The sequence below is a fragment of the Ulvibacterium sp. genome, assembly GCF_965248315.1.
Taxonomy (GTDB): Bacteria; Bacteroidota; Bacteroidia; order Flavobacteriales; family Flavobacteriaceae; genus Ulvibacterium.
The window spans coordinates 2,738,426-2,764,676 of the sequence record NZ_CBDFIX010000002.1; the positions used below are offsets into that span (position 1 = coordinate 2,738,426).

Sequence of the window (26,251 nt, forward strand, 5' to 3'; positions counted from 1 at the left end):
GTCTGTTTATTTGCAATTTTTTTGCTTGCTGCCTTCAATAGGACATCTCACATTTCCCGGCGATTTTGATTTTGTCGCAAAGGTAGTAAATAAAAAATATCTCTGCGGTATTTTGCTCTTTTTTTTGCTGTTTTTTGCTATAGTTAGCATTATTTAATACTTATTTTACGATATATTAACCTTAAAAGTTTCTAAAAACAGTAAAAAACAGCATGTCGTTTTATTTCTTATCTTTGCAAATGAAATGTAATCGCACCTGTTTTTTATGCTAAAAGAGGAAAGACAACGGACTATATTGAACGAAGTGGAATTGCACAACAGAGTGCAATTGACCGATATAGCTGAAATTTTGGATGTCTCCATCGATACCGTACGAAGAGATGTTAAGGAACTTGACGCGGATAATAAACTAAGAAAAGTCCATGGTGGGGCTGTTTCCTTGGGATTTATTGGTAGCAGTACTCGAAGCGGAAACGTCTATGCACTTGATCGTAAAATCAAAATTGCAGAGAAAGCGGTCACCCTGCTGAAGGATGGAGGTGTAATTTTCATCGATGGCGGGACCACTTGTATGGAATTGGCCCGATTGATACCGGCGAAGCTGCAGTTAACCTGTTTTACCTTTAGTCTGCCTGTTGCTATGGAATTGATTTCCAAACCTAGTATTACCGTTATTTTCATAGGTGGTGAAATCTCCAAGGATGGTCAAATTTCAGTGGGGTCCAGTACAATTCATAATTTATCGGAGATCCGGGTGGATTATAGCTTCATTGGGACTGGCTATGTTGATTCCCTTTATGGGTTGACCGAATTTGATTGGGACATTGTCCAAGTTAAAAAAGCAGTGATCAAATCCTCGAAAAAAACGGTACTTTTGTCCATTTCCGAAAAGCTAAATTCCCAACATCGTTATAAAACATGTGATATCAACGCCATTGATACCATGATTACGGAACTGAACCCGGAAAACAATCTTTTGAACCTTTTTAGAAACCACGATTTACGCATACTTTAACCTATGGAATACAAAAAAATTACGGAGACTCCTTCAAATTATGACCACTTGGAACAAATGGATACGACATCCATCCTGACCAATATGAACAAAGAGGACCAAAAAGTGGCCGAAGCGGTTGCTTTGGCCATTCCACAGATTACAAAGTTGGTAGACGAACTGGCTGCTAGATTTTTAAAAGGGGGCAGACTCTTTTACATTGGTGCCGGGACAAGTGGTAGATTGGGTGTTTTGGACGCTTCTGAGATTCCTCCTACCTATGGAATGCCACATACACGGGTCATTGGTCTAATTGCCGGGGGCGATGTGGCCATTAGAAAATCAGTCGAACATGCCGAAGATGATACCCAACAGGCCTGGAAAGACCTCTTGGACTTTGATATTGACAAGAATGATGTTGTAGTTGGTATCGCCGCATCGGGCACCACGCCCTATGTAATCGGTGGTTTACAGGACGCGAAGTCCAATGGTATTTTAACGGCAGGAATAACGAACAATCCAGGTTCTCCTTTGGCCGTGGAAGCGGATATTCCAATTGAAATGAATGTGGGTCCTGAATTTGTAACTGGAAGTACACGAATGAAAAGTGGTACATCCCAAAAATTGGCCTTGAACATGATTTCAACTGCCTTGATGATAAAAATTGGAAGGGTGAAGGGAAACAAGATGGTAAATATGCAACTCAGTAATAACAAGTTGGTGGATCGAGGCACCAGATACGTTTCTGAAGGATTGGGTGTCGACTACGACAAGGCTAAAGAATTATTGGAAAAATATGGTTCTGTAAAAAAGGCGCTGGAGGAGGAGAGCTAAAAGAAAGGCCTTTTTAAGATATGGATCGTTGTAGGCCTTATTTGCCGTGTTACATTAATCCTCTGAAATCAGCTCAACTTCTGTTGGGGTAACCATTTCATCGGAAGCATTGCCCCATGAATTGAGTATAAAATTCATGACATCGGCAATTTCTTCATCTTCCAGTCCCATGGGTGGCATGGTATTGTTGTACGTAATACCATTGACCATAAGTTCACCCTGTTGTCCATATTTAATTCCACGAATACTTTCTTCCCGGTAGGTCAACAAGTAATCCGAACCGGCCAAGGGAGGGAAAGTGCTGGCAACACCTTCACCTGCTCCTTGGTGGCAGGTAATACAAAAGTCCTGATATATTTCGCCTCCCCGCTGTATACTTTCTTTCAAGTCCTTATCTTGAAACAAAAAGATTGAGAGGCCTGCAATGCTGGCAAAATACATGAAAAGAAGGAATTTCACGAAAACAAAGTTATGGCTTTAAACATCCAAAAAGTATTATCTGAAAAATAAGAATAAGATCAACTACCCTTGGGTACCAGTTTGTAAATTCCTTTGCCTTCAACAGAGACATATATCAACCCGTCCGGTCCTTGTTTTACGTTCCGAACACGGCCTATATCCGCCATTAATTTTTCTCGATTTACCACCTTATTGCCATTGAGTTCCAAACGCTCCAAATATTGAAAGGCTAAGGAACCTACCAAAAGACTTCCTTTCCAACCTCCATAGTTATCCGTGGTAACAAAAGCCATACCACTGGGACCTATACTGGGTACCCAATAATGTATGGGCTGTTCCATGCCCTCCATTTCAGTTTTATCCGTAATTGGAGTACCGCTATAGTTTATACCGTAGGTTATTACCGGCCATCCGAAGTTGGCTCCTTTTTTGAGGGTATTGATTTCATCGCCTCCTTTAGGTCCATGCTCATTATCCCAAATTTGCCCCGTTTCCGGATGCTTAGTGAGGCCCTGCGGGTTTCTATGACCGTAGCTGAAAACTGCAGTTTTGGCACCATCTGTGTTTACAAAAGGGTTGTCGTTAGGTATACTTCCATCATCGTTTAGGCGGTAGATTTTACCTCCATCCCGCTTAATATCCTGTGGGTTTTCATCGCGATTGCCACGGTCACCTACCGAAAAATAAAGATATCCCTCATTATCGAAAGCAATACGGGAGCCAAAATGTTGCCCCTTGGTAGTATTTGGACCTGCCTTGTACAACAGGTCAATATCAGTCAATGCATTGTTGCCCAATTTGGCCCTGATCAATGCAGTATTGCCTCCCTTATCTTCACCTTCTTCAGAGGAATAGGTGATATACAGCCATCCATTATTTTCATAATCGGGATGAAGTTCTATGTCCAATAGTCCGCCTTGGCCCCTTTGATATACCTCTGGAACGTTTTTAATCTCCGTCTTTTTTCCATCTTTAAAATGAATTATTTCCCCGGATTTTTCAGTAATCAACATGCTGTTGTCGGGAAGAAAGGCCATGCCCCATGGAATCTGTAGTCCATCGATTAAAAGTTCGGCCGTGAAGGGAACTTCAGAAGGGTCATTTACCTGATTTTCAGCATCCTGAGCGCAAGAAAAATTGAGCGTTACAACGATTAAATACAGGTATATAATACTATTTTTCATAATTTGACGTTAAAAGAAATATTATAAGGTATCAATTTTGTCTAAAGATAAATAGAAAATATAAGTTTAAACAATTACACCAAAGAATATTCTGATCCCAAATCACGCATATTCTTGCCAAAACTGTACTTAACCTATGCTCCCAAGAAAACCACGGCATACCTTGTATGCCCTACTATTGATAGCACTGTCAATAGTATGTACATCGGCCATAGCAAATACAAAAGTTTATAGTTTTATAAGTGAAGTTGTGTCCGTTTTGGAAAAACCTGCTCCAGAGACAGGGAATTCCAAGATAGAAACCTCTACACTTAAGACTTCCGGCTCCTACAATGCCAAGAATACCAATTCCGGGGAATTAGTTGCTCCTCCCATGTTTATGACTATTATCCAAGGGGCGGATGAGGAAGTAGGCTGTAGTACTAATGGATTAACCGTAGCAAGGTTCAATCTTTGCGGGGATTCGGATGATAGAATAATTTCACTGTCCGGAAGTCCGGGCTCTGTTTCCTGGCAAATCCTCAACGGTGGATGTTCACCAGATATTAATGAGGATTGCCCAAATACCAATACGGGTTGTTATACTCAAGTAGGTACAGGTGCTACTTTCAATTTGGCGGCAAGTAGTATTCCGGCAACAACAGGGGCAGAGTTTAGGGTGGTTGCCGATGGTACCAGTTATTATTTCAAGGTAAAGAAAAGTACCATTACCCAAGCCTTTGTAAAAAACGACTTTATCTGCGGTGTACCGGGAAGAATTCAAGTTACCAATCTTTCCAGTGCCTATGAATTCAGTATAGACAACGGGAGTGGGTTTGGACCATGGCAAGGGCCTATTTTTGATAACTTAACCCCAGGGACCTACATTGTAAAGGCTCGATTAAGAAATACTCCAAATACGTGTGAATATCCATATCAGCCCATCACTATTGATCAATTGGATATTGATATCGACGTGACCTTTACCGATGCCCTTTGTGCAGGGGATACCGGGACCATAACGGTAACGGCCAACAATGTTCCGGGCCCCTTCAAGTATACCTTGCTCAATTCGAGTGGTGTAGCTCAGGAGTTTACGGCCTTTATACCGGATAATCCCTATACGTTTTCTGCTGTAGGTTTTGGTACCTACATCGTACAGGTAGAAACCCAGCAATGTACAGGCGATCCGTTAAATGGTATTGATCCACCAAGACAGAGTTTGGACACAGGAGGTAATCCTATAGTTATTGGTAATGGACTTACGCCATTGGATGCTTCCACCGAGGTAAATGAAAGTTTTAATACGGACCCTAGCTGTAGCCCTGCGGATATCCCTATTATTGTCCGTACAACCGGAGGCTCCCCTCCATATACCTTTACGGTGAATGGAATTGCACCAGTACCAACCCCGGTACCCTATCCTTACAATTCCCAAACTGAATTTAGGGTAAGTACCGCGGGTACTTACGATTTTGTTATTACAGATAGTAATGGATGTACAATAAATGCTTCCGCCAATGTTGCAGAATTAGACCCTCCAGATATTACGGCCGCTGGAGTGGATGGTGACTGTACCAATGGGGGAAACCGAATAAATATAAACGTTATTGATGCCAATGGGTATAATCTTTCCTTTAGAGCCGATCCGGGCGATCCTTGGGATACAAATCCGGTTTTACCGGTTCCGGACGGGACGTACAGTCCTCAAGTACGTTATCAACAGGGTACATTTGATTGCATTTTGGACATTGATTCCGATGATGATGGTACACCGGATAGCATAACAGTAACAGGTGTAGGACCTATTGTGGGTTCCGCAACAAAAATTTCGGATCGTACATGTGACGGTTCCGGGGGTACAAATGGTGGACAAATAGATTTTGTTGGCCCATTTTCCGGAGGTTCTGGAAGCGGTTATGTATTCAGTATAGATGGATTGAATTTTTCAGCTACACTTTCCTATCCGGGTCTGGTACCTGGTACCTATACCCCTATTATTGAAGATGGGGGAGGATGCCGTTTGCCACTTCCTCCAATAACTATTTTGGATGTAGATCCTCCTACAGACCTGGATTTTGTACAAAGTAATAGTAACTGTACCACCAGCACTTCGGACGTTCAATTGGTTCCCACAAGCAACGCTCCCATAGTAAATTATTCCATAGTAAGCCCCATAACATTGGATAATGGGGCGAGCGATACCTTTGTTGGTTTAAGTACAACAACTTCATACATCTTTCAAATTACGGATGCCAATAATTGTATTTATCAGGAAGGATTTAGTCCTGCCTTGATAAGTTCTATTCGGGCCCGAGTAAAATCTGGAGGAGACTTAAGGGTATGTAATGGCGCAACAGATGGTTCAGGAACTTTCTTGATAGACGGCTTTACCAACAACTATACCTATGATATCAATGGGGGACTCTTTACTGGAGGACCACAGAACGATGGGGAGGTTATTTTACCGCCTTCCGGTGCAGGAACCTATGCGATTACCGTAACCGATGTGGATACGGGTTGTACCGATACGGCCTCCTTTGATATACAGGAATCTAGCTTGTTGACCTTGACGGGTACCATTACACCCATGAGCTGCGCTAACAATAACTTGGGGCGGGTAGTGGCCAACCCTTCAGGTGGATGGGGTAGTAATCGTTACACCTTGATATATCCGGGCGGGGCTACCACAATAGGACCAAAATCTGGACCGACTTTTGGAAATCTTAGCCAAGGTACAGATGCTTTGGACCCACTGGATGTTTATACTTTAATTGTAGAAGATTCCGAAGGCTGCACGGCTACCTTTGAATTTGACCTAACCCCGATAGATGCGCCAACATTGGCATTAGACCCTGCTGCTTCAGATTTTTGCTATGTGCCGGGTCCGGGAGCTACGGTTGCCGTTACCTCTACTGCAGGTACCGCGCCATTAGCGAGTCACCAATATAGAATCAACAGTGGCCCATTGCAGGCAAGTCCTGTATTTACAGGAATAGCACCTGGTAATTATACCGTGGAGGTAATAGATGGTAACAATTGTAGCGATACCGTTAGTATGACCATCAATCCGCAATTAAGAGTAAATGCGAGCATTGAAACAGAAATTCCTTGTGGAGGGGCACCAGGTCAAATTAGGGTAGTGGTTACGGGAGGTTACACTTCTGGAGCCGGTCCGAAACAATATGAAGTCAGTTCGGATAATGGGGTAAGTTTTGGCGCTCCTATTCCATTGGCATCCAATAATTTCCTGTACGATACCACAATACCTGGGACCTATGTATTTCGTATATCCGATAACAATACAACAAATAGTGCATGTACTGCCTCATCTGTACCTGTTATACTTGACCCGCCGGTTTCCATTGACCCACCTACCGTTAATGTTACCCCGGCAAGTTGTGGGCAGAACAATAATGGCATTGTGACTATAATTCCGGATGCTACTAGTGGCATTCCCCCTTATGAAATTAGTTTTAATGGAGGGCCTTTTGGATCTCAAACTACCTTCTCAAACCTTATCGCCGGAAATACGTATCCTTATGTGGTAAGGGACGCCAGAGGGTGTGAAACGCTTCCTGCATCGGTTCTTATTCCCTTGGACGGTACTCCACCACCAGATGCTGCAGTATCACCTGTATTGGCAACATGTTCCACTGGAGTGGTTGAAGGTAGTATTCAAGTTACCAATGTAACAGGAGGTACCCCAGATTTTACTTATATTTTACAGGATCAATTTGGGGTTGAACTATCCAGAATCGGCCCAACCTCAAGTACTAGTGAAACTTTTAGCAATTTGGCACCGGGAATCTATACCGTTGTAACCATAGATGCCCTAGGTTGTAGGGATACGGATACGGTAACAGTTATCCAAACCAGTTTGGATGTGGTACCGGATCCCGTTGTTCCAGTTTGTAACGTTAGTGGTTTTAGCAATACGGTCGAAATTATTGGAGGTATAGGACCTAATTTTCTAATTCGTTTGGAGAATGATCCCAATCCACCCGTAACCCCCAATTCTCCTCCAAGAAGGCATACTTTCTCTGGATTACAGTATGGGGTTACCTATACGGTGGAGGTTACTGATTTAGGGACCAATTGTGTGTATTTGGTTGAAATACCCCCTGTTGATGGTCCAACTCTCTTGGATGTTTCGGCAACCTCTACACCAGGATTTTGTGATGTAAACCGTAATGGTGAAATTATTTATACGGTAACCGGGTTTGCCATTGGGGACGATTTGCGAATCGAGTTGTTGAATAACGGTGATGGTACTCGGATAGATCTCCACAACCCTGTGACCACAGTTGCTGATCCTTTTGTGGACAACACTTTACAACTTCCGGGCGACTATCAGATTATAGTGACCAATTTAACGGACAATTGTACGGATGCTACAGCTGTTATAATTGACCAAAATTTGCCGTCCATTGATATTTTAAACCTTACCCCTGCCAACTGTAATGCGGATGGGGCAATCACGGTACAAGGAAGTGGTGGGGCCGGAGGTCCGTACACATTTGCCTTTATGCCGGTCTCGGTTGCACCGACCCCAGGTGATTTTGACACGGCTACAACATTTACAGGACCTGCAGGAAATTACGATGTTTACGTTATGGACTCCAGTGGATGTACTTCTTTTGCCATTGCAGAGATTATCCCTTTATCACCGGCATTGCCAACACCTACATTTATAGTAGAAAATCAATGTGACGTTACTTCCACCTCATTTGATATTGTTGTACAAGTATCATCTACAGTAGACACTCCGAGATTTACCCTTGGGGGAGATACCCAATTTGGGGTATTGAACGGGGCAGGTACATTATTTGAATATACCTTCAATGTGAGTACCCCTGGGGATTATATTGTGGATGTTGTGGACGCGGATGGCTGTTCAAGTCAAGGCACTGCAACCGTTTATGAATTCCTCTCGGCTTCGGGTGGGTTTTCAACGCTTTCCACATGTAATGCCGCAGATGGCGTAATTACCATTTCCACAATTGGGGGAAGTGGAGATTTTGATTTCGACCTTACGGGAACAGATTATCTAGGGGGCGGAGTCAATATCTCTCAGACCAACAACCCGGTTTTTACAAATATGCTACCCGGTAGCTATCAGGTTACCGTAACGGATAATATCGTATTTGATGGTTCCATCTTCTGTTTCTTTACCGTGAACAATATTAATCTGGACCAAGCTATAGTGCCTGCAATAGGGGCGGTTTTGGAAAATGATATATCCTGTAACGGAGCCGATGATGGAAGTATTGATATCATATTGGCACCTGGAACCGATGCCGATGGCCCCATAGAGTATACTTTATATAATGCAGGTACAACAACACCCATTATACAACAAAACGGTTCAGGGTCCTTCACCGGACTTGCTCCGGGAACTTACGACGTGGTAGTCCGTTCCGACCGAAATTGTACGGTTACTGCTCCTAACATTCAAATAGACGAACCTCCCGTTTTTTCCATTACGGCCAGTGCTCCGGACTTTGCCTGTGAACCAGGTGCAAATCGGTTCAGTTCCACTACCATAACGGCTACAGTGGTTGATCCGGGAACAGTTGGTAGTGGTTATCAGTACAGTATTACCGGGTACTCCAATTATCAATCCTCAAATACTTTTGAGATAGTAGATAATGGTTCGGTTCAGAATATTACGGTATATGCCATTGATGGGAATGGATGTAGGCACGAGTTTACGCTGCCGCCCATTAATCCCCCTACAGGGGTAGTCCCTTCTATAATTCAAATTGACCCCTTAAACTGTAGGGATGATGAACGCGTAAGGATTCAGGTAATTGGGACCACCGATTTCACGGTAAGTGCAATTTCGGCTGTTGCTGCCGGCCCATGGACAAATACGCCCGGCAATGATTACGTGGATGTATTCTTGCCTGCAACCGGAGATTATTTATTTGAGGTTCAGGATAATGTAGGCGGTTGTGCTTACCCTATGCCTGTGCATACTGTAAACGAACCTATTGAGCCCACTGCGCTTATCGCGGAGGCGAAACCCATCAGCTGTTTTGGTGCGAGTGATGGAGAACTTTCCATTGAAGTGACAGACTACACAGGACAATACACCTATAATGTATATAGTGGAAGTGATCCGGGCAAGACTACCATATTGGCTACAGGAACTTTGGATACGACCAATAACCCTGAAATCATTGGGGGACTTCCCGGTGGAAATTTCTTTGTAGAAGTAATTTCAATAGCCATGCCTTTCTGTTCTTCGGATAGCAATTCGGCCACAATACGCACACCAAACGGTGCTTTGGATGTAACCGCCCTAGAAATTGGCAACGTGAGTTGTAATGATAATACCGGTAGAATAGAAGCTACAGGGACCGGTGGCTGGGATTCTTCTCCTTACCAATACCGCTTATTACGGGATGATGGTTCTGGCTACCAAGAGGTAGAGCCTTTTTCTGCCAATAGTGATTTTCAGAACTTGTCCAGTGGCAATTATAGGGTAGAAATACAAGACGTTGAAAATTGTACGGATACTTTCGATATCAATCTACCTATAGTTCCGCAGATAGATGCTGGTATTCGAGAACCTCAGGCCTTGGTCTGTCCTAACGGTAATAATGCCATTTTGGAAGCTTTCGACCCTAGCACCGGAGATGCTTCTACCGCAATTGCAGGTGCAACCGGTGGGGTAGCTGGTGCTGGATATAACTATAGATTGTTGTATTTGAATAGTAATGATAATACAGATATAGTTTCCACAAGTGGTTTGCAAAGCTCACCAACTTTCATTGGGGCTAGTGGCGGTTTCATTAGTGGCGGTTGGTACGCTATCGAGGTATCTTCCAGTTACGATTGTATTTTTGTGACACCTCCCTATTTCGTAAGCCCACCCCCACCCGTGGAACCTAGGTTGGTACAGACCAGAGTACCGGGTTGTGGTGGTCAAGGAGAAATAGAATTAAGAATAGAAAATCCTGACCCCCTATTTATATACGAATTTCAACCTGTTGAAAATGGTGTCGTCGTTGGTCCTTATCAAGATATGACGGGTACTTCGCAGCGTTTTCCCGGAGATGCCGGAATCACCTATCAATTTGATGTCCGTAAAAAGAATGCGGCCAATACTTGTTTGGCCGTCCGCTCCAATGGGATTACCATGACCGATGCTACGGGAATTACCTTATTACCCAATCTACCGGACGATATTTCCTGTGCTTCTGAATTGGATGGTAGGATAGAATCGTTTGTCAACGGCGGAGTGGGTAACGACTTGTTCTATTTGTATAATGGTGATCCACAGGATGCCTTTAGTCCGGCAGCTACGGCAACTTTATTTAGAGGACCACAGGCAAACGGTACTTTTGAAGGTCTGCCGGAAGGTACGGATTATTATATTGCTGTAACCAGTGGAGCTAGTTGTAGCGACATAGCCGGTCCGTTTGAAATTGTTAGACCGGAACCTATACTATTTACGGCAGATTCTACACCGGTTACCTGTAGCGGTGAGGAAGATGGAACAGTTACTATTGAGGTGACTAGCGGTGGAGTAGGCTTGATACAATTTGCTATAGAACCGAATTTTAATGAATTCTTTAGTGATCCAGCGACTCCGGGCATATATACATTCGATGAATTGGCAGTTGGGGATTATGAGATTTTAATTCAGGACGAAAATGGTTGTTTTGAAAAGGATGTCATATCCGTAATGGAACCACCTACTTTGCAGATAAGTAATTTGCAGACCACACCTGAACTTTGTATCGGAGCCAATGACGGTACCGTGGTGTTCAACATTGTTGGAGGAACACCCTTTAATGATCCTTTAATAAGTCCTACGCCCTATTTTGAATACAAGATTGAAATGATAGACCCTGTAAATGAAACGGGTACCGGGGTATTTGCACCATATGATGGAGGAATTATCCAAAACCTTCAAGGCGGTGCTTCGTATGCCTTATACATTCAGGATGCTAATGGATGTGATACTTCGGACGTATTTACTATTGGTATTGGAGTAGATCTTACTGCGGAACCGATAGTGCAATATGGCTGTGAGGGAATTTTTCCCAATAGTACCGCCACGGTTGAAATGCAGGATAGCAGTTTGTTGCCAAGGTTATTGTTTGCTTTGGATGTGGATGATATCACTCAAGCTGATGCCACAAGAACATGGGGCGATTTACCTCCTGGAGATCATACCGTCTACATCTACCACGAGAATGGCTGTACCAATTTTGTGGAGTTTAGTATCGATGCCTATAATCCATTGACGCTTACTGCAGTAAAAACTGGACCTGATGAAATTACCGCCACCGCGGAAGGAGGTTTTGGCGGATATGAATTCTTTTTCGATGGTGAATCCTACGGAACAGAAAACATCTACACCACTAATGTAAGCGGTACCGTAGAAGTACGTGTCGTAGATCAAAATGGTTGTGTGGCCGTAGTTCCTATTCCATTCTTGTTTACTGGGATGTTGGAAATCCCGAACTTCTTTACCCCGGATGGGGATAACAATAACGACCTCTGGGTAATCAATGGGCGGGAATTCTTCCCTAATATTGAAGTTAAGATTTATGATAGATATGGCCGTGTTGTAGCTATTCTGGATCAAGTAAAGAACTGGGACGGCACCTATGAAGGTAGTGAACTTCCAACTGGGGATTACTGGTATGTGGTAAATCAAAATGATGCCAGAAGTACACGTTACGTAGGACACTTCACGCTATACAGATAGCACCCTTCGGTAAACGCACGAAAACCGAATCTAAGACGGGCACTTTAAGGTACCCGTCTTTTTTATTCTTATTTTTCTGTATCTTAATTTGATAAAATGATATCAAGCTTCCAAGGTAGTTTTTAGTATTTTCATTTTTTGAACTTTCAGAATAGTTTAAAAAATGATAAGGCGTATTTGGCCGTGTCCCTGAACTTGTTCAATTAGGATATTGCTATACTATGTTTTTTCAAATACCTTCTATGAGCAAGGAAGTTCCCACCAGTTATGGGAGAATATAGATTAAACGGTATTCAAGACACAACATTATTAGAATCCATCCAATGAAAATCAAAAAATACATTTTAATCCTTTGTACTTTCGTTAGCGCTACGAGCTCCTTGGCCCAGCAAGATATTCTCGATGGATGGACGTATATCCAAATAGATAGCACAAAACAGATGTGGGGCGATTGGAACGAACCCAATTGGCTGCGGTACTTCGGATTGGATGCTGGGGATGTAAACAATGACGGTAATCTTGATATTGTATCCGGAAGGTATATATATCACAATCCTGGAAAGGGAATGGAAGGGCATTGGAAACGGACAGTTTTGGATGACAATGTAGATGCCATTCTTTATATGGACGTGGACGGCGACCCCTACGGCGATATCATAGCAATGGCTTTACCGAATTTATATTGGTATGAAGCCCTTAACACCGAGGGAACACGATTTAAAAGACAGTTGATTGGGCAGGTACCGGCTACGAGCCACGTAAATAGTCAAGGTTTTGAAAAAGCAAATCTAGTTACTACTGGACGCTCAGAATTTGTTATTGCCGGGAATGGAAATATTTATGCCATTTCAATACTAGAGGCCAACGCCAGTACCGTAGATTGGAAAGTGAAGATGATTTGTGAAAACACTTCGGATGAAGGGATTGGAGTAGGAGATATAGATGGGGATGGCGATTTGGATATTGCCGCTGGCAGAAGACCGGATGGTGAAGATGAGCCAAAAATTTTGGTTTGGTATGAAAATCCGGGAAATATTGAAACACTGTGGAAAGAGACCATAGTGGGTCGGAGTGAACATCCCATAGATAGAGTGGAAATAGCTGACCTAAATGGGGATGGGAAGACGGACATCGCTGTAACGGAGGAACGCTATCCCGGATTGGAACCAGACGCTAATTTTTGGTGGTTCGCCCAACAGAATTTAAAGAATTGGGAACGTAACAGGATTGTTACCCAATACTCCATCAACAATTTGGATATTACGGACCTAGATCAAGATGGGGATATTGATTTGCTTACTGCTGAACACAAGGGAGAGAATCTGGAACTGCAATTGTGGAAAAATGATGGCAAAGGAAATTTCTCACAGACCGTAATAGATACTGGAAAGGAAAATCATTTGGGTACCCAATTTGTGGACTTGGACAATGATGGCGATTTGGATATCATAGGTGCAGGTTGGGACCAACATAAATATATGCATGTTTGGAGAAATGAAGCCATAAAGTCCTCTAAGTTGGACATGTTACCCAAGGAACATCAAAGGTTTCCAGATAGCGTTGGAGATTACGGGAAATTGCAGCGTGCTGATGGAGAATTGGATCATTCCAGTAATGAGGACTCCTTCCATAAAGATGGTCAAAAGGACAACTACAATCTCCTAAATCAAGCGAAGAACAATGTTAGTATATCACATAGTATGTATGAAGGTAGGCCACACTATGTTGTGCATACCAATGGGGCCACCTATTATTTTGATAAAGCTGGTGGAGGGTTTTCCAGAATATTGGATAAATATGGGAATGACTGGGTGGGCTACAAGACCGAACCTTGGGATCAATACCCTGCTTCCGCAGCATCCGCCTTCAGGGGATTGCCCAATCTGGTGTTCAAATCGGATAAAGATAAAGGGGCAGGTCACCCGGGACATGACAAATGTGTCTCGGAGATAGTATCTGAAAATAAAATCAGGACAAGGACAAAAAGTGGGTTCTGGGAATGGGAATGGACTTTTTTTGAGAACTACGCCTTTTTGGAGGTTTTAAAAACGGATAACACACCCTATTGGTTTTTGTACGAAGGAACGCCAGGAGGATTATTTAAACCGGAAGTTTCCACCTATGGAACGGATGTTTCCGGTCCAAGCTCCGGAATACCGGACTTTTATAAAGGCGAGATCGATTTTAACAACTTTCGTTGGGCATATTTTAATAAAAAAGGATTGGAAACCACTTTTTTTGTGACGCAGATTGATCAGGACGAGCATATGGATATGATGTCGTATCTTGGCAATACTGAACGGGGTGCGGAGAGTAAGGATGGGATGACAGTCTTTGGATTTGGTCGAGGTGAAAATACTACACCTTTATTGGAGGGAAAAAATTCATTCATCGTTGGAATGACAAATTTTGCAATTACTGACAAAGGAAGGCATCAACGGATCTCAAAACACATCAATGAATTGATCAACAACCATAAATAGAAACATAGTGAAAAAAAATGGCTGTGTTCTCAGTAATAATAGGAAGGGAAAAAGGAGGAGGTGGTTTTTGAGTCCAAAATAAAAGAACCAGCACTTATGCCGCCTAAAGTTGTGCCCCGTTCCGAAAACTGGTGGGCATATATAAGTTTTGACGTATCTAGGGATGATGATACAGACATTTTTCGATATCGGGATTATTCGCCCTATGGACTTTTTTGTCTTAAAGAATCGGATAAATTAAACTTGGTGAAAAAAATATTTTGAAAAAAAGTGTTTACCTAATTTTGAGCCTGTTATGCTTACAGGGTTGTAGGGCCCAGTCCAAATCGTTGCTGATAGATGCGGAGCAGGAGACAGTTACCAAGGAAAAATTAAGCTACTATCTCTATTACCCTGAAGGTTATGAATCCAATCCCAATAAAGAGTTTCCATTGTTGTTATTTCTTCATGGTGGTGGTGAATCCGGGGATAGCCTGCAGACCTTAAAAAAGAATGGACCTCCGAAGCTAATTGTGGAAGGAAAACAGTTTCCGTTTTTAATATTGGCCCCCCAAAATCCTCATAAAAGAAAATGGTGGAACGTCCGGGCCGTAAATCAATTGTTGGACTCTATAGTACTCAACAACCGAGTTGATAAGAATAGAATTTATTTGACCGGCCTCAGTCGAGGTGGAGGTGCGGTTTGGGAAATGGCGGTACAATATCCCGAGAAATTTGCCGCTATGGCCGTTGTATGTGGAATGACCCCGGTACCCTATGCCTCTTGGATAGATAAAAAAATGCCCATATGGGTATTCCATGGTGAGGAAGATAAATCCATTCCTATATCGGAATCGGAGGACATGGTCAATGCCTTGAAGAAAATGGGACACGATATCCGGTTTACCCGTTATCCAGGGGTAGGCCATAATTCATGGATTCAGGCGTATAGTACCGAAGAGTTGTACGAATGGTTTATAGAACAAGATAGAAACGACCAATAACATTGAAAAAGTATTTCTGCCATTAGTGATTTTTAGTTTTGAATATTTTTGCTTTGATTGTTTTGAACTTTTTTCATCTAGTATTGATATGAACGATAACCGATTTAGAAAGACCCTTGTTTTTTTATCATCAGTACTATTGTTTCTTGCTTTTTCATGTATGGATTCTATAACTCCCTTCGCTCATACGTATACTCCAAATATCCGATTGAACCAGGTAGGTTATTATCCTGCAGCATTAAAAAGGGCCACTGTTCTCAGTGAAGAAGGGAAAGAGGAATTCAAGATAGTGGACAAGGATAAGATGGAGGTAATCTTTACCGGAAAGCTTTCGCAAACCAAGGATTGGAAATTGGCGGGGGAAACCGTTCGTATTGCCGATTTTAGTGATATTGAAGATGAAGGAACCTATATGGTACTCGTTGAAGGAGTAGGATATTCGTACCCTTTTGAAATACGTAAGAATGTTTTGGACAGCGTCTTTTTAGGCTCTATAAAAGGACTCTATTACCAGAGGGCAGGCATACCGCTGAGAGAAGAACATGCCGATAAATGGCATAGACCCATGGCACACCCTGACGACAGTTTGCTTTTTCATCCCTCAAGTGGAAGGACAAAAGGCTTTTTGTATTCACCAAGAGGGTGGTATGATGCCGGGGACTACAATAAATATGTAGTTAACGGCAGTTTTCCCCTAGGACAGTTGTTTCTTTTGGAGGAGCAATATCCCAACACCATAAAGGATCAAGAGCTTAATATTCCTGAGAGCGGAAATGGTATCAGCGATTATCTGGATGAATTAAAATATGAAATGGATTGGCTCTTAACAATGCAGGATGCCGACGGTGGATTGTTCCACAAACTTACGACGAAGAAGTTTGAGCCTATGGTAATGCCCCATGAAGCTATCAGCCAGCGCTACATTGTTGGCAAGGGAACCGCAGCTACTTTGGATTTTTCTGCATGTGCTGCACAGGCCTATCGCATTTTCAAGGAAATGGATGCCGAATACGCAAAAACATGTTTAGAGGCCGCAAAGCGGGCCTATGCTTGGGCCTTGAACAATCCTGGAATTGAATTTGCAAATCCTGAAGACATATCCACCGGACAATATGGCGATACCAACTTTGATGATGAATGGTTTTGGGCGGTTGCGGAACTTTTCATTTCCACACAAGATTCTTCCTACCTTGATCATTTAAGGACAGATTCGATTGATTTTGAATTCAGGCCAGGAGAAAGTTGGACCGCATATATGCGTTTTTTAGGGATGTTCTCGCTTTTGGAGAATCAGGAAGTGGCTCCGCAGGATTTGTATCAAAGATTAGAAAATGGAATTACCAAGTCTGCCGATGGGTTGGTTGAAAAAGCAAAAAAAATGGATTATTTTCAACCTGTTGATGATTTTCATTGGGGGTCCAATAGCGATGTGCTAAACGCTGCTATGATAATGGCCCAAGCCTATAGATTGGAAAAGAAGGATGATTATTTGGTCGGGGTACAACAGGCCATGGACTATGTTCTTGGTAATAATGCCATGGGAGTAAGTTACCTTACAGGTTTTGGGGACAAAACTCCAATGTTCATCCATCATCGGCAAAGTGCTGCCGATGGTGTGGCAGAGCCGGTACCGGGTCTGTTGTCGGGTGGCCCCAATAGTCGTTTGCAGGATGTGGTTGGAGGAACGATTTATCCTGAAAATCCTGCACCAATGAAGAGCTGGGTGGATCAAGAACCCAGTTATGCCAGCAATGAGATCTGCCTAAATTGGAATGCGCCTATGACCTATGTACTGGGTTTCCTAGAACAGGAATCGAAATAGAAGACTAAATTGATAGATTTGAACACATGAAAAAAACAATTTGTTTTAGCAGCTTTTTCTTGACCTTGATATTGAATAATGCAATTTCCTTCGCTAATATCGACCCTAAAAAACCAATTAAAAAGAAACCTCGCAACGTAATCTTTATTCTTACGGATGACCATAGGTATGATTATATGGGTTTTACAGGAAAAGTACCTTGGTTGGAAACACCCAACATGGATAAATTGGCCGCCGAGGGCGCCTATTTGCCCAACGCATTTGTAACTACCTCATTGTGTTCTCCAAGTAGAGCGTCCATTTTAACGGGACAGTTTTCACACTCCCATACCATTGTTGATAACCAAGCACCAGATCCGGGAAACCTTACCTATTTTCCACAACACTTACAAAAAGCGGGCTATCAGACCGGATTTTTTGGAAAATGGCATATGGGAGATCATGGAGATGAGCCGCAGCCCGGATTTTCGCATTGGGAGAGCTTTCCCGGACAAGGTGTATACTATAACCCTACCTTGAATATCAACGGGAATAGAGTAGCCTATAAGGACTCAACGTATATTACTGATTTGTTGACCGAACATGCCGTGGATTGGCTAGAGAAACGCGATAAAAAGAAACCGTTTTTTCTATATCTATCCCATAAAGCGGTACATGCGGGTTTTCAACCGGCTAGACGTCATAAGGGAAAGTATAAGGGAAAGAAAATTGCCTTGCCCAAAACCTATGACCAGACCAAGACCGGAGCATATAGAGATCTCAAGTGGCCACAATGGGTCGCGGATCAACGTATAAGCTGGCATGGTGTGGACTTTATGTATCATGACAACCGAGATTTACACGAAATGGTGGTGGACTATTGCGAAACGCTTCTGGGAGTTGATGAAAGTGTTGGCACTGTCATGGAATACTTGAAAAAAGAAGGCCTGGATGAGTCCACCCTTGTAATCTACATGGGTGATAATGGTTTTAGCTGGGGCGAGCATGGTTTGATCGATAAGCGTCATTTTTATGAAGAATCTGTTAAAGTTCCATTGTTGGTACGTTGTCCGGAATTATTCGAAGGGGGGAAAACTCCCAAGCAAATGGTACAAAATATTGATGTGGCACCGACGATTTTTGATGTTGCCGGAGTAAAAAAACCAGACTATATGCCAGGTGTTTCCTTTGTCCCCATTTTAACCGGAAATACGGATGCGTCTTCCCGAAAGGAAGTTTTTTACGAATATTATTGGGAATATGACTTTCCGATGACCCCAACGGTATTTGGGATGCGCACCGATAAATATAAGTACATAAAATATCAAGGAATATGGGATAGGAATGAACTTTACGATTTGGAAAATGATCCAGACGAAATGTATAATCTCATAGCGGATCCGGACAAGCAGGAAATTGTAAAATCCATGGCCTCGGCCATCTATGATTGGCAAGAGCAAACAGGCGGGATGAATATACCTTTAAAACGAACCGTTAAGTATCGGTACGGGGATTATAAGCATGAAAATGAATACTAGGGGAAACCTTTAAAAAGCAATTTTCCGTGTTTCCTTTCCTTGGGCATCGAAAATACGGATTTCTGTGGCATTGGCATTGATTGTTAAAGTTCTGCTGGATTGTGATTGGAAGGTATCGCCCCAATAGAATTCTTGAACATTTTGGGAACCATCCTTGAACTTAATTTGAGACCTTACCTCGTTGGGCTCTAGCCGTAATAACCTCTTGAACAACCTTTGCTTGGGCTCAAAAACTCGCAGGGAATCATTGTTTTGGGAAGCTACCACAAGCATTTTCTCGTTGTTGATATTAAGGGTAACCAAACTTTTTCCATCACCAGGTACAAGGAAATGACTTTTCTCCAAGGCAATGGGCCTAAAATTTCCTTTTCCGGTGTTTCTAAGAGCTAAACCAACAAGGGCATCAGCAGGACCTTGCTGTACTTCCATCCCATAATCGTTACCCACTAACAATAGATCGACAAAATTATCATCATCTAGGTGTTTTGGTACTATTCCAAAGATAGGAGCCAATTGTGCGGCGGTAGGCAGTGGGTGGATTTCAAACTTTCCGTTCCCAAGGTTTTCTACCCAGGAGGATTGCATATAGTTAAAGGATAAAACTGTGGCATCATCCAAAAGTCCATCCGAAAACATTTCAGGAAGCGTAGATTCCCCAAAAGCCCCAAATGAATTAAATTTTTTACGAATACCTACAAATTGTTTGGTAACATCTTGCCAGGGATGGTATAAGTACTCTTTTCTTGTACCTATGCTATCCCTAAGGTAATAGGAAATTAGGGGATCTATAGTGCCATTATCATCCAAGTCCTTGGCATATACTCGAACAGGCTCCTCGACACTGCCCTTGAAATATATGTTTTTCCCGGAATTTCCGGCAATATAATCCATATCGCCATCATTGTCCAGGTCAGCTGACGCAAGGCTGTTCCACCAGCCCAGGTTGTTAGCTATGCCTGTATCCTGTGTGACTTCTACCAGTTTTCCATTTTCATTTTTAAAAAAACGAAGGGACATCCATTCTCCTGCTAAAATCAGGTCTGGCCAGAAATCACCATTGAAATCTGTCCAAAGGGCGTCACTTATTAATCCTGGATTAGTTTCAGGGAAAACATCCTTGGTGGCATCAACAAATTTTGGATTACCCTTTGTACTCTCATTTCGCAAAATGTAAGAACGATCTGCCATGGGATAGGAAAAAGGTAAAACCCTACTCCCTACAAATAAATCCAAGTCACCGTCCCTATCATAATCCGCGGCTTTAACTGCAGAGGAATTTGCAGTAATATTCGGTAGCGACTCTTCACTTTCCGTAAAGTTGCCCTTTCCATCATTTAATAATAGTACATCTTTATAAAATTCATGCCCGGTAGGGTATTGTCCGCATCCTCTGGCGATGTATAGATCTAGGTCACCATCGTTATCAACGTCAAAAAGTAATGTCCCTGCATCTTCCTCCTGCAATTCAGCATCTTTTTTATAAGTTACTTCGCTCTGTTTGAACGTACCATCCTTCTGTTGCAAAAACCATTTCTGTTTGAATTTTCTACTTGCAGCCACGAACATATCTTCCAAACCATCATTGTTGACATCACCAATGGCCAGTGAAGGTCCATATTGTGAAAATTTATGGGGAAGGGTCCGCTGAAAATTAAAATCAATAAAATCATGATCCTCACTTAAATGATCAAGATTATAGTTTTTGGACACTTCTTGAAAATCAATCTTTCCAATTTTTTCTTTTGTATCACCTACTTGCAAAGCGGAAGTATTATAAGTTACTTGTAGAAGTGTATCGACCTTAATATTTGTTAACTTTTGCTTACCTCCTCCGGGCCAATGAATAATGATACTATCGGCTACCGAAGCATTGCCTAATCCAAAGTGCAGTATGTTTTCCGGTTGCGAAAGATAACCGCGTCCCGAGAGGACGGACTTCTTTTGAATTGCATCATTCGCATAAAGTTCCACTATAGCACCTATGGCTGCTGGATTTTCTTTTTTTCCGATCAACTGCGTACGAAGGTAATTAAGGTCTGAAGCTATCTGATCTAGATTGTTTCTCAACAATAGGGCCGGTTCGTTAATATTGTTGATGATTAAATCCAGATCGCCATCCTTATCCAAATCACCATAGGCCGCTCCACTGGAATATGTACCGAAGTTTAGGCCCCATTCCTGGGTTACATCCTTGAAACCTAAATCTCCTTGGTTTTTAAAAACAAAATTTGGAATTTTTATCTCCGGAATAGCAGCAATCAAGGCTTCCTTACTTACCAAACGACTGGCCGTTACCCTAAAATCCCCAAAATCCCGATCGGTTACATCCTTTGGAAAACCGTTGGTAACAAATAGGTCTTGCCAACCATCATTGTCCAAATCGGCGAAAAGGGGCGCCCAACTCCAATCTGTTTCCTGGACGCCGGCATACATTCCCATATCCCCAAAAATAGGAACCCCGGTTTCTGGATTGATACCCAAGTTCAATTGCATTGTATTACGTGCATATTGGCTTTCATATCCATACTTTCTTGTAAAGATTTCCTTTTGGTAACTACTAGGGCCTTGAAATAATTTTTTGCGTTTATTATAATAAGGTTGCATTTCCGTGGTATAAATGTCCATGCGCCCATCATTATCAATATCCGCCACATCACTGCCCATGGAGGAAAGGCTAAAATGCTGAAAGACCTCTCCAGCGCGGTTGGTAAATGTGCCATCCTGATTATTGATATACATCAGGTCATTGCTCAAAAAATCATTGGCGACATAAATATCCAACCAGCCATCTTCGTTGAAATCGTTGATTAAAGTACTGTGACTATGACCATGGTAACGGATACCCGCTTTTTCGGAAACATCAACAAAATACGGGCGCTGTAGACTGTCGTTCCATTGGTTTTCATAAAGTTTGTCCCTACTCAACGAAGTACCATCGTCTTCCAAAGGACGAAATTCAGTAGGGTCGATACCTTCAATCCGATTTACGCCAATAAACAAATCCAAATCGCCATCATTATCATAATCAAAAAATTGTGCATGGGATGAATAGGTATGATCCGCAATGCCATAGGCTTTACCCATTTCCTTAAATATGGGCATACCCTTGTCGTTGGTTCCTTGATGGATATAGAGCAGATTTCTTCGGCGCAACGAATCTTTATAAAAGGTGTTGCAAACATAGATATCCTTTTTGCCATCTGCATTAACATCTACTATGGATACCCCAGAGGACCAGAAAAGTGAATCCGGCTTCCCTATTTGGGCTTTTTGGGAAATGTCCTCAAATTTTAGATTGCCCTTATTTAGGAACAGTTTGTTGTCCACTTGATTTCCGGCAAGAAAAATGTCATCCAGCCCATCTCCATTTAAATCCCCCAAAGCCACTCCGGCACCGTTGTATACGAATTCGTTATCAATGATATTTATAGAATCGTTCTCAACAAGTTGATTATTGAAATGAAGCCCTGATTGCACAGGTTCAATTTTTGTAAAAAGGGTAGGGGAAGAATCCTTTTGTCCGCAGGAGGTAAGAAGTATAAGGAGTACAATTCCAGAAAATATGGAATTACTAGAAATTAAATTCTTCATTATATTTATTGTTCAGGTCTAAAGCGGTCAGCATACAAAGATGCAAGAAGACGACGAAAGAAACAAAAAAAGGATGCCCTTAAATTTAGAAGGCACTTTTACGAGTGCAGCAGCCATTTGATTCTTTGTAAATGGAAAAACTTAGGTTAAGAGTGGAATTTAGAAGTAGATTATCTTTCGAAGGCCTCTTTCAACTGATAAAAAAACCGTTCCAGAAGCCTTAGATCTTCTGTAATAATCTCGGCAACCCCTCGCATTTCCTGTTTAAACTCGATTTCCTTACCATAGCTGGTAATCATTTCCTGTGGCAGGGAAACATCCACTAAATAAAAGCCGTCCTTGTCCGGTGTTAAGGAAATATTTTCAACTTTTCCATTTAAAATGCCAAATTCGGTTTCGGGATAGTTTTCGAGTTTCACGTTTACGTATTGACCAAGTTTAATTTTGCCAGAATTTTGTGAAGGTGTTTTTAATTTTGCCACATAGTCCAAATTGTCGGAAGGTATAATGGTGAAAACAAGATCCCCCTGGAATACGGACTGGTTTTGATCCCAATAGTTCATAAAGGAAACCTTGCCATCAATTTCCGATTTGAAGACAAAAGTGTTTTCCCAATTCTTAATGGCCTGTTTTAACTGGTTAAAAGCTTGAATGGTAGTCTTCAACAATTGAATTTCCTCTCGAGTCCTAGAAATCTCGGTTTCTTTTGATGTTTTTTTGGCCCCTCCGATTGCTTCCCTGATTTGGGAGATGGAAGCACCGAGAGTTTTTGTATTCCGCTCTGAGGATAATACTTCCAATTTTTTATTTTCATATTCTTGTTGGGAAATTACCCCCTTTTCGTACAGGCCTTTATGGCGTTCCAAATCACTTTTCTTAAAGGCCAGTTCGGATTTACTTAATGCATATTGATCCCCCAGACTCGATAACCTTTTTCTTAACTCGGACAAGGAAATCTTGTTGGCAATTGCCTCGTTGGAAAAAGGTTCTAATCGCTTGTTCAATTTATATTGAAAATAGCTGTTTTCGAACAGTGCAAAACTTTGGTTGATATCCCCTAAAAAAAGAATTGGAAGACTGTCAAAGGGAAACTCAATTGATTTATCCGATAGTCTGATGGTATCAATTATCGATTGTAGGTACAAGACGTCTTCTGTGTTCGCTGTGTTCTCTAAGACCGCAAGAACCGTATTCTTTGTAACTTCTTGTGATTCAACCACGTGAATCGAGTCAAATTTGGCAGAAACCATGGCAAATTCCTTTTGGGGAGGGGTTTTGGTCGTAATAATAGCTTGGGATACTATTAAATCTGGGTACTTAATGAACCAGGAAATGGCCAGTACCAAAATGATAAGCGATAGGAACAAGGTATTGCCCCAGCGTATCATCCAATGAGGAACCCGTGTAAGTATCTCCTGAACTTCTTCGCTCCGTAATTTTATATTGTCCAAAGTATCTCCCATTTATTTGCCCAATTCCAATTGATTTTTCACTAAATTGAAGTATGCCCCTTGTTGTTGTATCAAATCCTGGTGATTTCCAATCTCAACAATCTTGGAATTGTCCAATACCACAATTTGATGGGCATTTTTTACCGTACTTAACCTATGGGCGATTACAATAACCGTTTTGTTCCTAAAGAACCGTTCTAATTTTTCCATAATCACCTTTTCGTTGTTCGCATCAAGTGCTGAGGTTGCCTCATCAAAAAACAGATAATCCGGATTTTTATATACTGCCCTTGCTATAAGTAACCTTTGCTTTTGTCCCGTGCTTAGCCCAACACCTTCCATTCCTATTTTTGTATTGTAGGACAACGGCAGTTCTTCTATGTACTCCTCAATGTTTGCCACTTCAACTGCGTATTTTAAACGTTTTTTATCTATATGGTCTACTCCTATGGCAATGTTATTGGCTATGGTGTCATTAAAGATATAGTCCTCTTGCATGACCACACCACACTTATCTCTCCAGACTTTTTGAGATATATTTTTGGTATCATAAGTACCTAAACTAATTGTTCCTTTTGAGGGTTCATAAAATCGTAATAGGAGTTTCATCAAAGTGGTTTTTCCACTACCACTGGCCCCTACAATTGCAGTAATTTTGTTGGCTGGAATATGTAATTTTAACTCCTGAAGAACAAATTTATCAGAACCCCGGTATCTAAAGGATAGGTCTTTGATATGAAAGTCCAGATTATCAGGAATATCATTGATTTTATCCAGAATGTCGCTCCCTTCATCCTTCTTGTTGTGTATTTCTCCAAGACGTTCCAATGATATTTTGGCATCCTGAACTTCTTTAATAAAATTAATCAACTGGGAAATAGGTGAATTCAACTGACCCACAATATAGGAAATGGCCAACATCATCCCTAGAGTGATTTCCCCATCAATAACCAATTTGGCGGAAAGGACAGTAATTAGAATGTTCTTTAGCTCGTTAATGAAGCCGGAACCTACACTTTGGTATTGTTCCAGAGCTAAGCTTTCAATAGAAATTTTGAACAGGCGGGCCTGCAGGAATTCCCATCCCCAGCGCTTCTTTTTCTCCGCATTATGTAGTTTTATGGTCTGCATTCCATTGATTAGCTCTATTACCCTACTTTGTTCCTGGCTAATTTGTGAAAACCGTTTATAGTCCAAATCCCTACGTTTTTTTAAGAAAACAATGATCCAACCGAAGTATAGAACACTGCCTATGAGAAATATACCAAAAATCAAGAGGCTATAATAAGCTAAGACCAGCCCAAATACCACTACATTTATCATAGAGAACAGGACATTTAGAGAGGAGGTGGTAAGTATTCGTTCAATACGACTATGGTCATTGATACGTTGAAGTATATCTCCAGTCATTCTAGTATCGAAAAATGATATGGGGAGTTTCATTAGTTTGATAAAAAAATCGGATACCAAGGAAATATTTATACGTGTACTTAAGTGTAACAGTATCCAGCTACGGATTACCTCAACCCCTGTCCTTCCTAGAAACAGGGCCAACTGTGCAAAAAGAATAAGATAGACAAAATTAATATCTTGGTTTTTGATTCCTACATCTACTACGCTTTGGGTCAAAAATGGGAAGATAACCTGTAATAAGCTACCGGCCAGAAGACCAATAACAAGCTGCCAGATAAATCTTTTGTATTTGATCAAGTAACTTGTTAAGAATGTTAACCCCAAAGGCTTTACTTGCTCATCGGCATATTCACTTTCATAAAACTTAGGGGTAGGTTCCAGGAGTAATGCTACACCTTCTTCTGTATTTTCTTCAGCATTATTGCCTATCCACGATTTTAACAATTCTTCTTTCGAATGGTTCAATAGTCCGTAACCCGGGTCGGAGATTTTTAGGGTATCTCCATTTTTTTTACTTCTTTCCGCTCCGTACAGCACCACAAAGTGTACCTTGTTCCAGTGAAGGATACAAGGCAGGGGTGCTTTTAAAAGTTCTTTATAGGAAAGTTTTACACCAAGACTCTTAAAGCCCAAGTGCTCAGCGGCATCACTTAGGTCCAATAGGCTGCTTCCAGATCGCGTGGTTTCACTTATTTCCCGGATGTGGGGTAAGGAAACGGTTTTGCCATAGTGCTTTGCAATAATCTTAAGACAGGTAGGGCCACAGTCCTTGCTATCAGGTTGGGTATAGTGTGGAAACTTTTTTAGCATAGA

The 26,251-nt window shown here is 41.8% G+C and carries 12 protein-coding genes; 7 read left to right on the plus strand and 5 right to left on the minus strand.

Features of this window, described 5'->3' with window-relative positions; all coding sequences use genetic code 11:
* Nucleotides 1-265: 265 nt before the first annotated feature.
* Both ACP2AF_RS13480 and murQ read left to right on the plus strand, forming a co-directional pair.
* Nucleotides 266-1,015, plus strand: a complete 750-nt coding sequence (locus tag ACP2AF_RS13480; protein ID WP_425236673.1) for a DeoR/GlpR family DNA-binding transcription regulator — start codon at nt 266-268, stop codon at nt 1,013-1,015.
* 3 nt (nt 1,016-1,018) lie between these two features.
* A complete protein-coding gene (gene murQ / locus ACP2AF_RS13485) occupies nt 1,019-1,828 on the plus strand; it encodes an N-acetylmuramic acid 6-phosphate etherase (protein ID WP_425236674.1) in 810 nt (269 codons plus the stop codon).
* Nucleotides 1,829-1,882: 54 nt separating this feature from the next.
* Here the strand turns inward: murQ and ACP2AF_RS13490 are convergent, their stop codons facing one another.
* The gene (locus ACP2AF_RS13490) at nt 1,883-2,287 is read right to left on the minus strand and encodes a c-type cytochrome (RefSeq protein ID WP_425236675.1); all 405 of its coding nucleotides are present in this window, start codon (nt 2,285-2,287) and stop codon (nt 1,883-1,885) included.
* 59 nt (nt 2,288-2,346) lie between these two features.
* Nucleotides 2,347-3,471: a PQQ-dependent sugar dehydrogenase gene (locus ACP2AF_RS13495; protein ID WP_425236676.1), complete on the minus strand. Its 1,125-nt coding sequence runs from the start codon at nt 3,469-3,471 to the stop codon at nt 2,347-2,349.
* 136 nt (nt 3,472-3,607) lie between these two features.
* Here ACP2AF_RS13495 and ACP2AF_RS13500 point away from each other — a divergent pair, with 136 nt between their 5' ends.
* From ACP2AF_RS13500 to ACP2AF_RS13520, 5 genes are all read left to right on the plus strand, one after another.
* Entirely contained in the window at nt 3,608-12,178 is an 8,571-nt protein-coding gene (locus tag ACP2AF_RS13500; protein ID WP_425236677.1) for a T9SS type B sorting domain-containing protein, read from the plus strand.
* 323 nt (nt 12,179-12,501) lie between these two features.
* Nucleotides 12,502-14,661, plus strand: a complete 2,160-nt coding sequence (locus ACP2AF_RS13505) for an FG-GAP repeat domain-containing protein (protein ID WP_425236678.1) — start codon at nt 12,502-12,504, stop codon at nt 14,659-14,661.
* Between the two features lie 260 nt (nt 14,662-14,921).
* On the plus strand, nt 14,922-15,644 hold the full coding sequence (locus tag ACP2AF_RS13510; protein WP_425236679.1) for a dienelactone hydrolase family protein: 723 nt from the start codon (nt 14,922-14,924) through the stop codon (nt 15,642-15,644).
* 160 nt (nt 15,645-15,804) lie between these two features.
* Nucleotides 15,805-17,466, plus strand: coding sequence for a glycoside hydrolase family 9 protein (locus ACP2AF_RS13515; protein WP_425236680.1), 1,662 nt, complete (start codon nt 15,805-15,807; stop codon nt 17,464-17,466).
* Nucleotides 17,467-17,492: 26 nt separating this feature from the next.
* Nucleotides 17,493-18,983: a sulfatase family protein gene (locus tag ACP2AF_RS13520; protein WP_425236681.1), complete on the plus strand. Its 1,491-nt coding sequence runs from the start codon at nt 17,493-17,495 to the stop codon at nt 18,981-18,983.
* Between the two features lie 9 nt (nt 18,984-18,992).
* Here ACP2AF_RS13520 and ACP2AF_RS13525 read toward each other — a convergent pair whose 3' ends face one another.
* From ACP2AF_RS13525 to ACP2AF_RS13535, 3 genes are all read right to left on the minus strand, one after another.
* Nucleotides 18,993-22,574 carry a VCBS repeat-containing protein gene (locus tag ACP2AF_RS13525; RefSeq protein WP_425236682.1) on the minus strand — a complete coding sequence of 1,194 codons (3,582 nt, stop codon included), beginning with the start codon at nt 22,572-22,574 and terminating at the stop codon, nt 18,993-18,995.
* Nucleotides 22,575-22,744: 170 nt separating this feature from the next.
* Entirely contained in the window at nt 22,745-24,037 is a 1,293-nt protein-coding gene (locus ACP2AF_RS13530; RefSeq protein ID WP_425236683.1) for an HlyD family secretion protein, read from the minus strand.
* Nucleotides 24,038-26,248, minus strand: a complete 2,211-nt coding sequence (locus ACP2AF_RS13535; RefSeq protein ID WP_425236684.1) for a peptidase domain-containing ABC transporter — start codon at nt 26,246-26,248, stop codon at nt 24,038-24,040.
* Nucleotides 26,249-26,251: the final 3 nt, after the last annotated feature.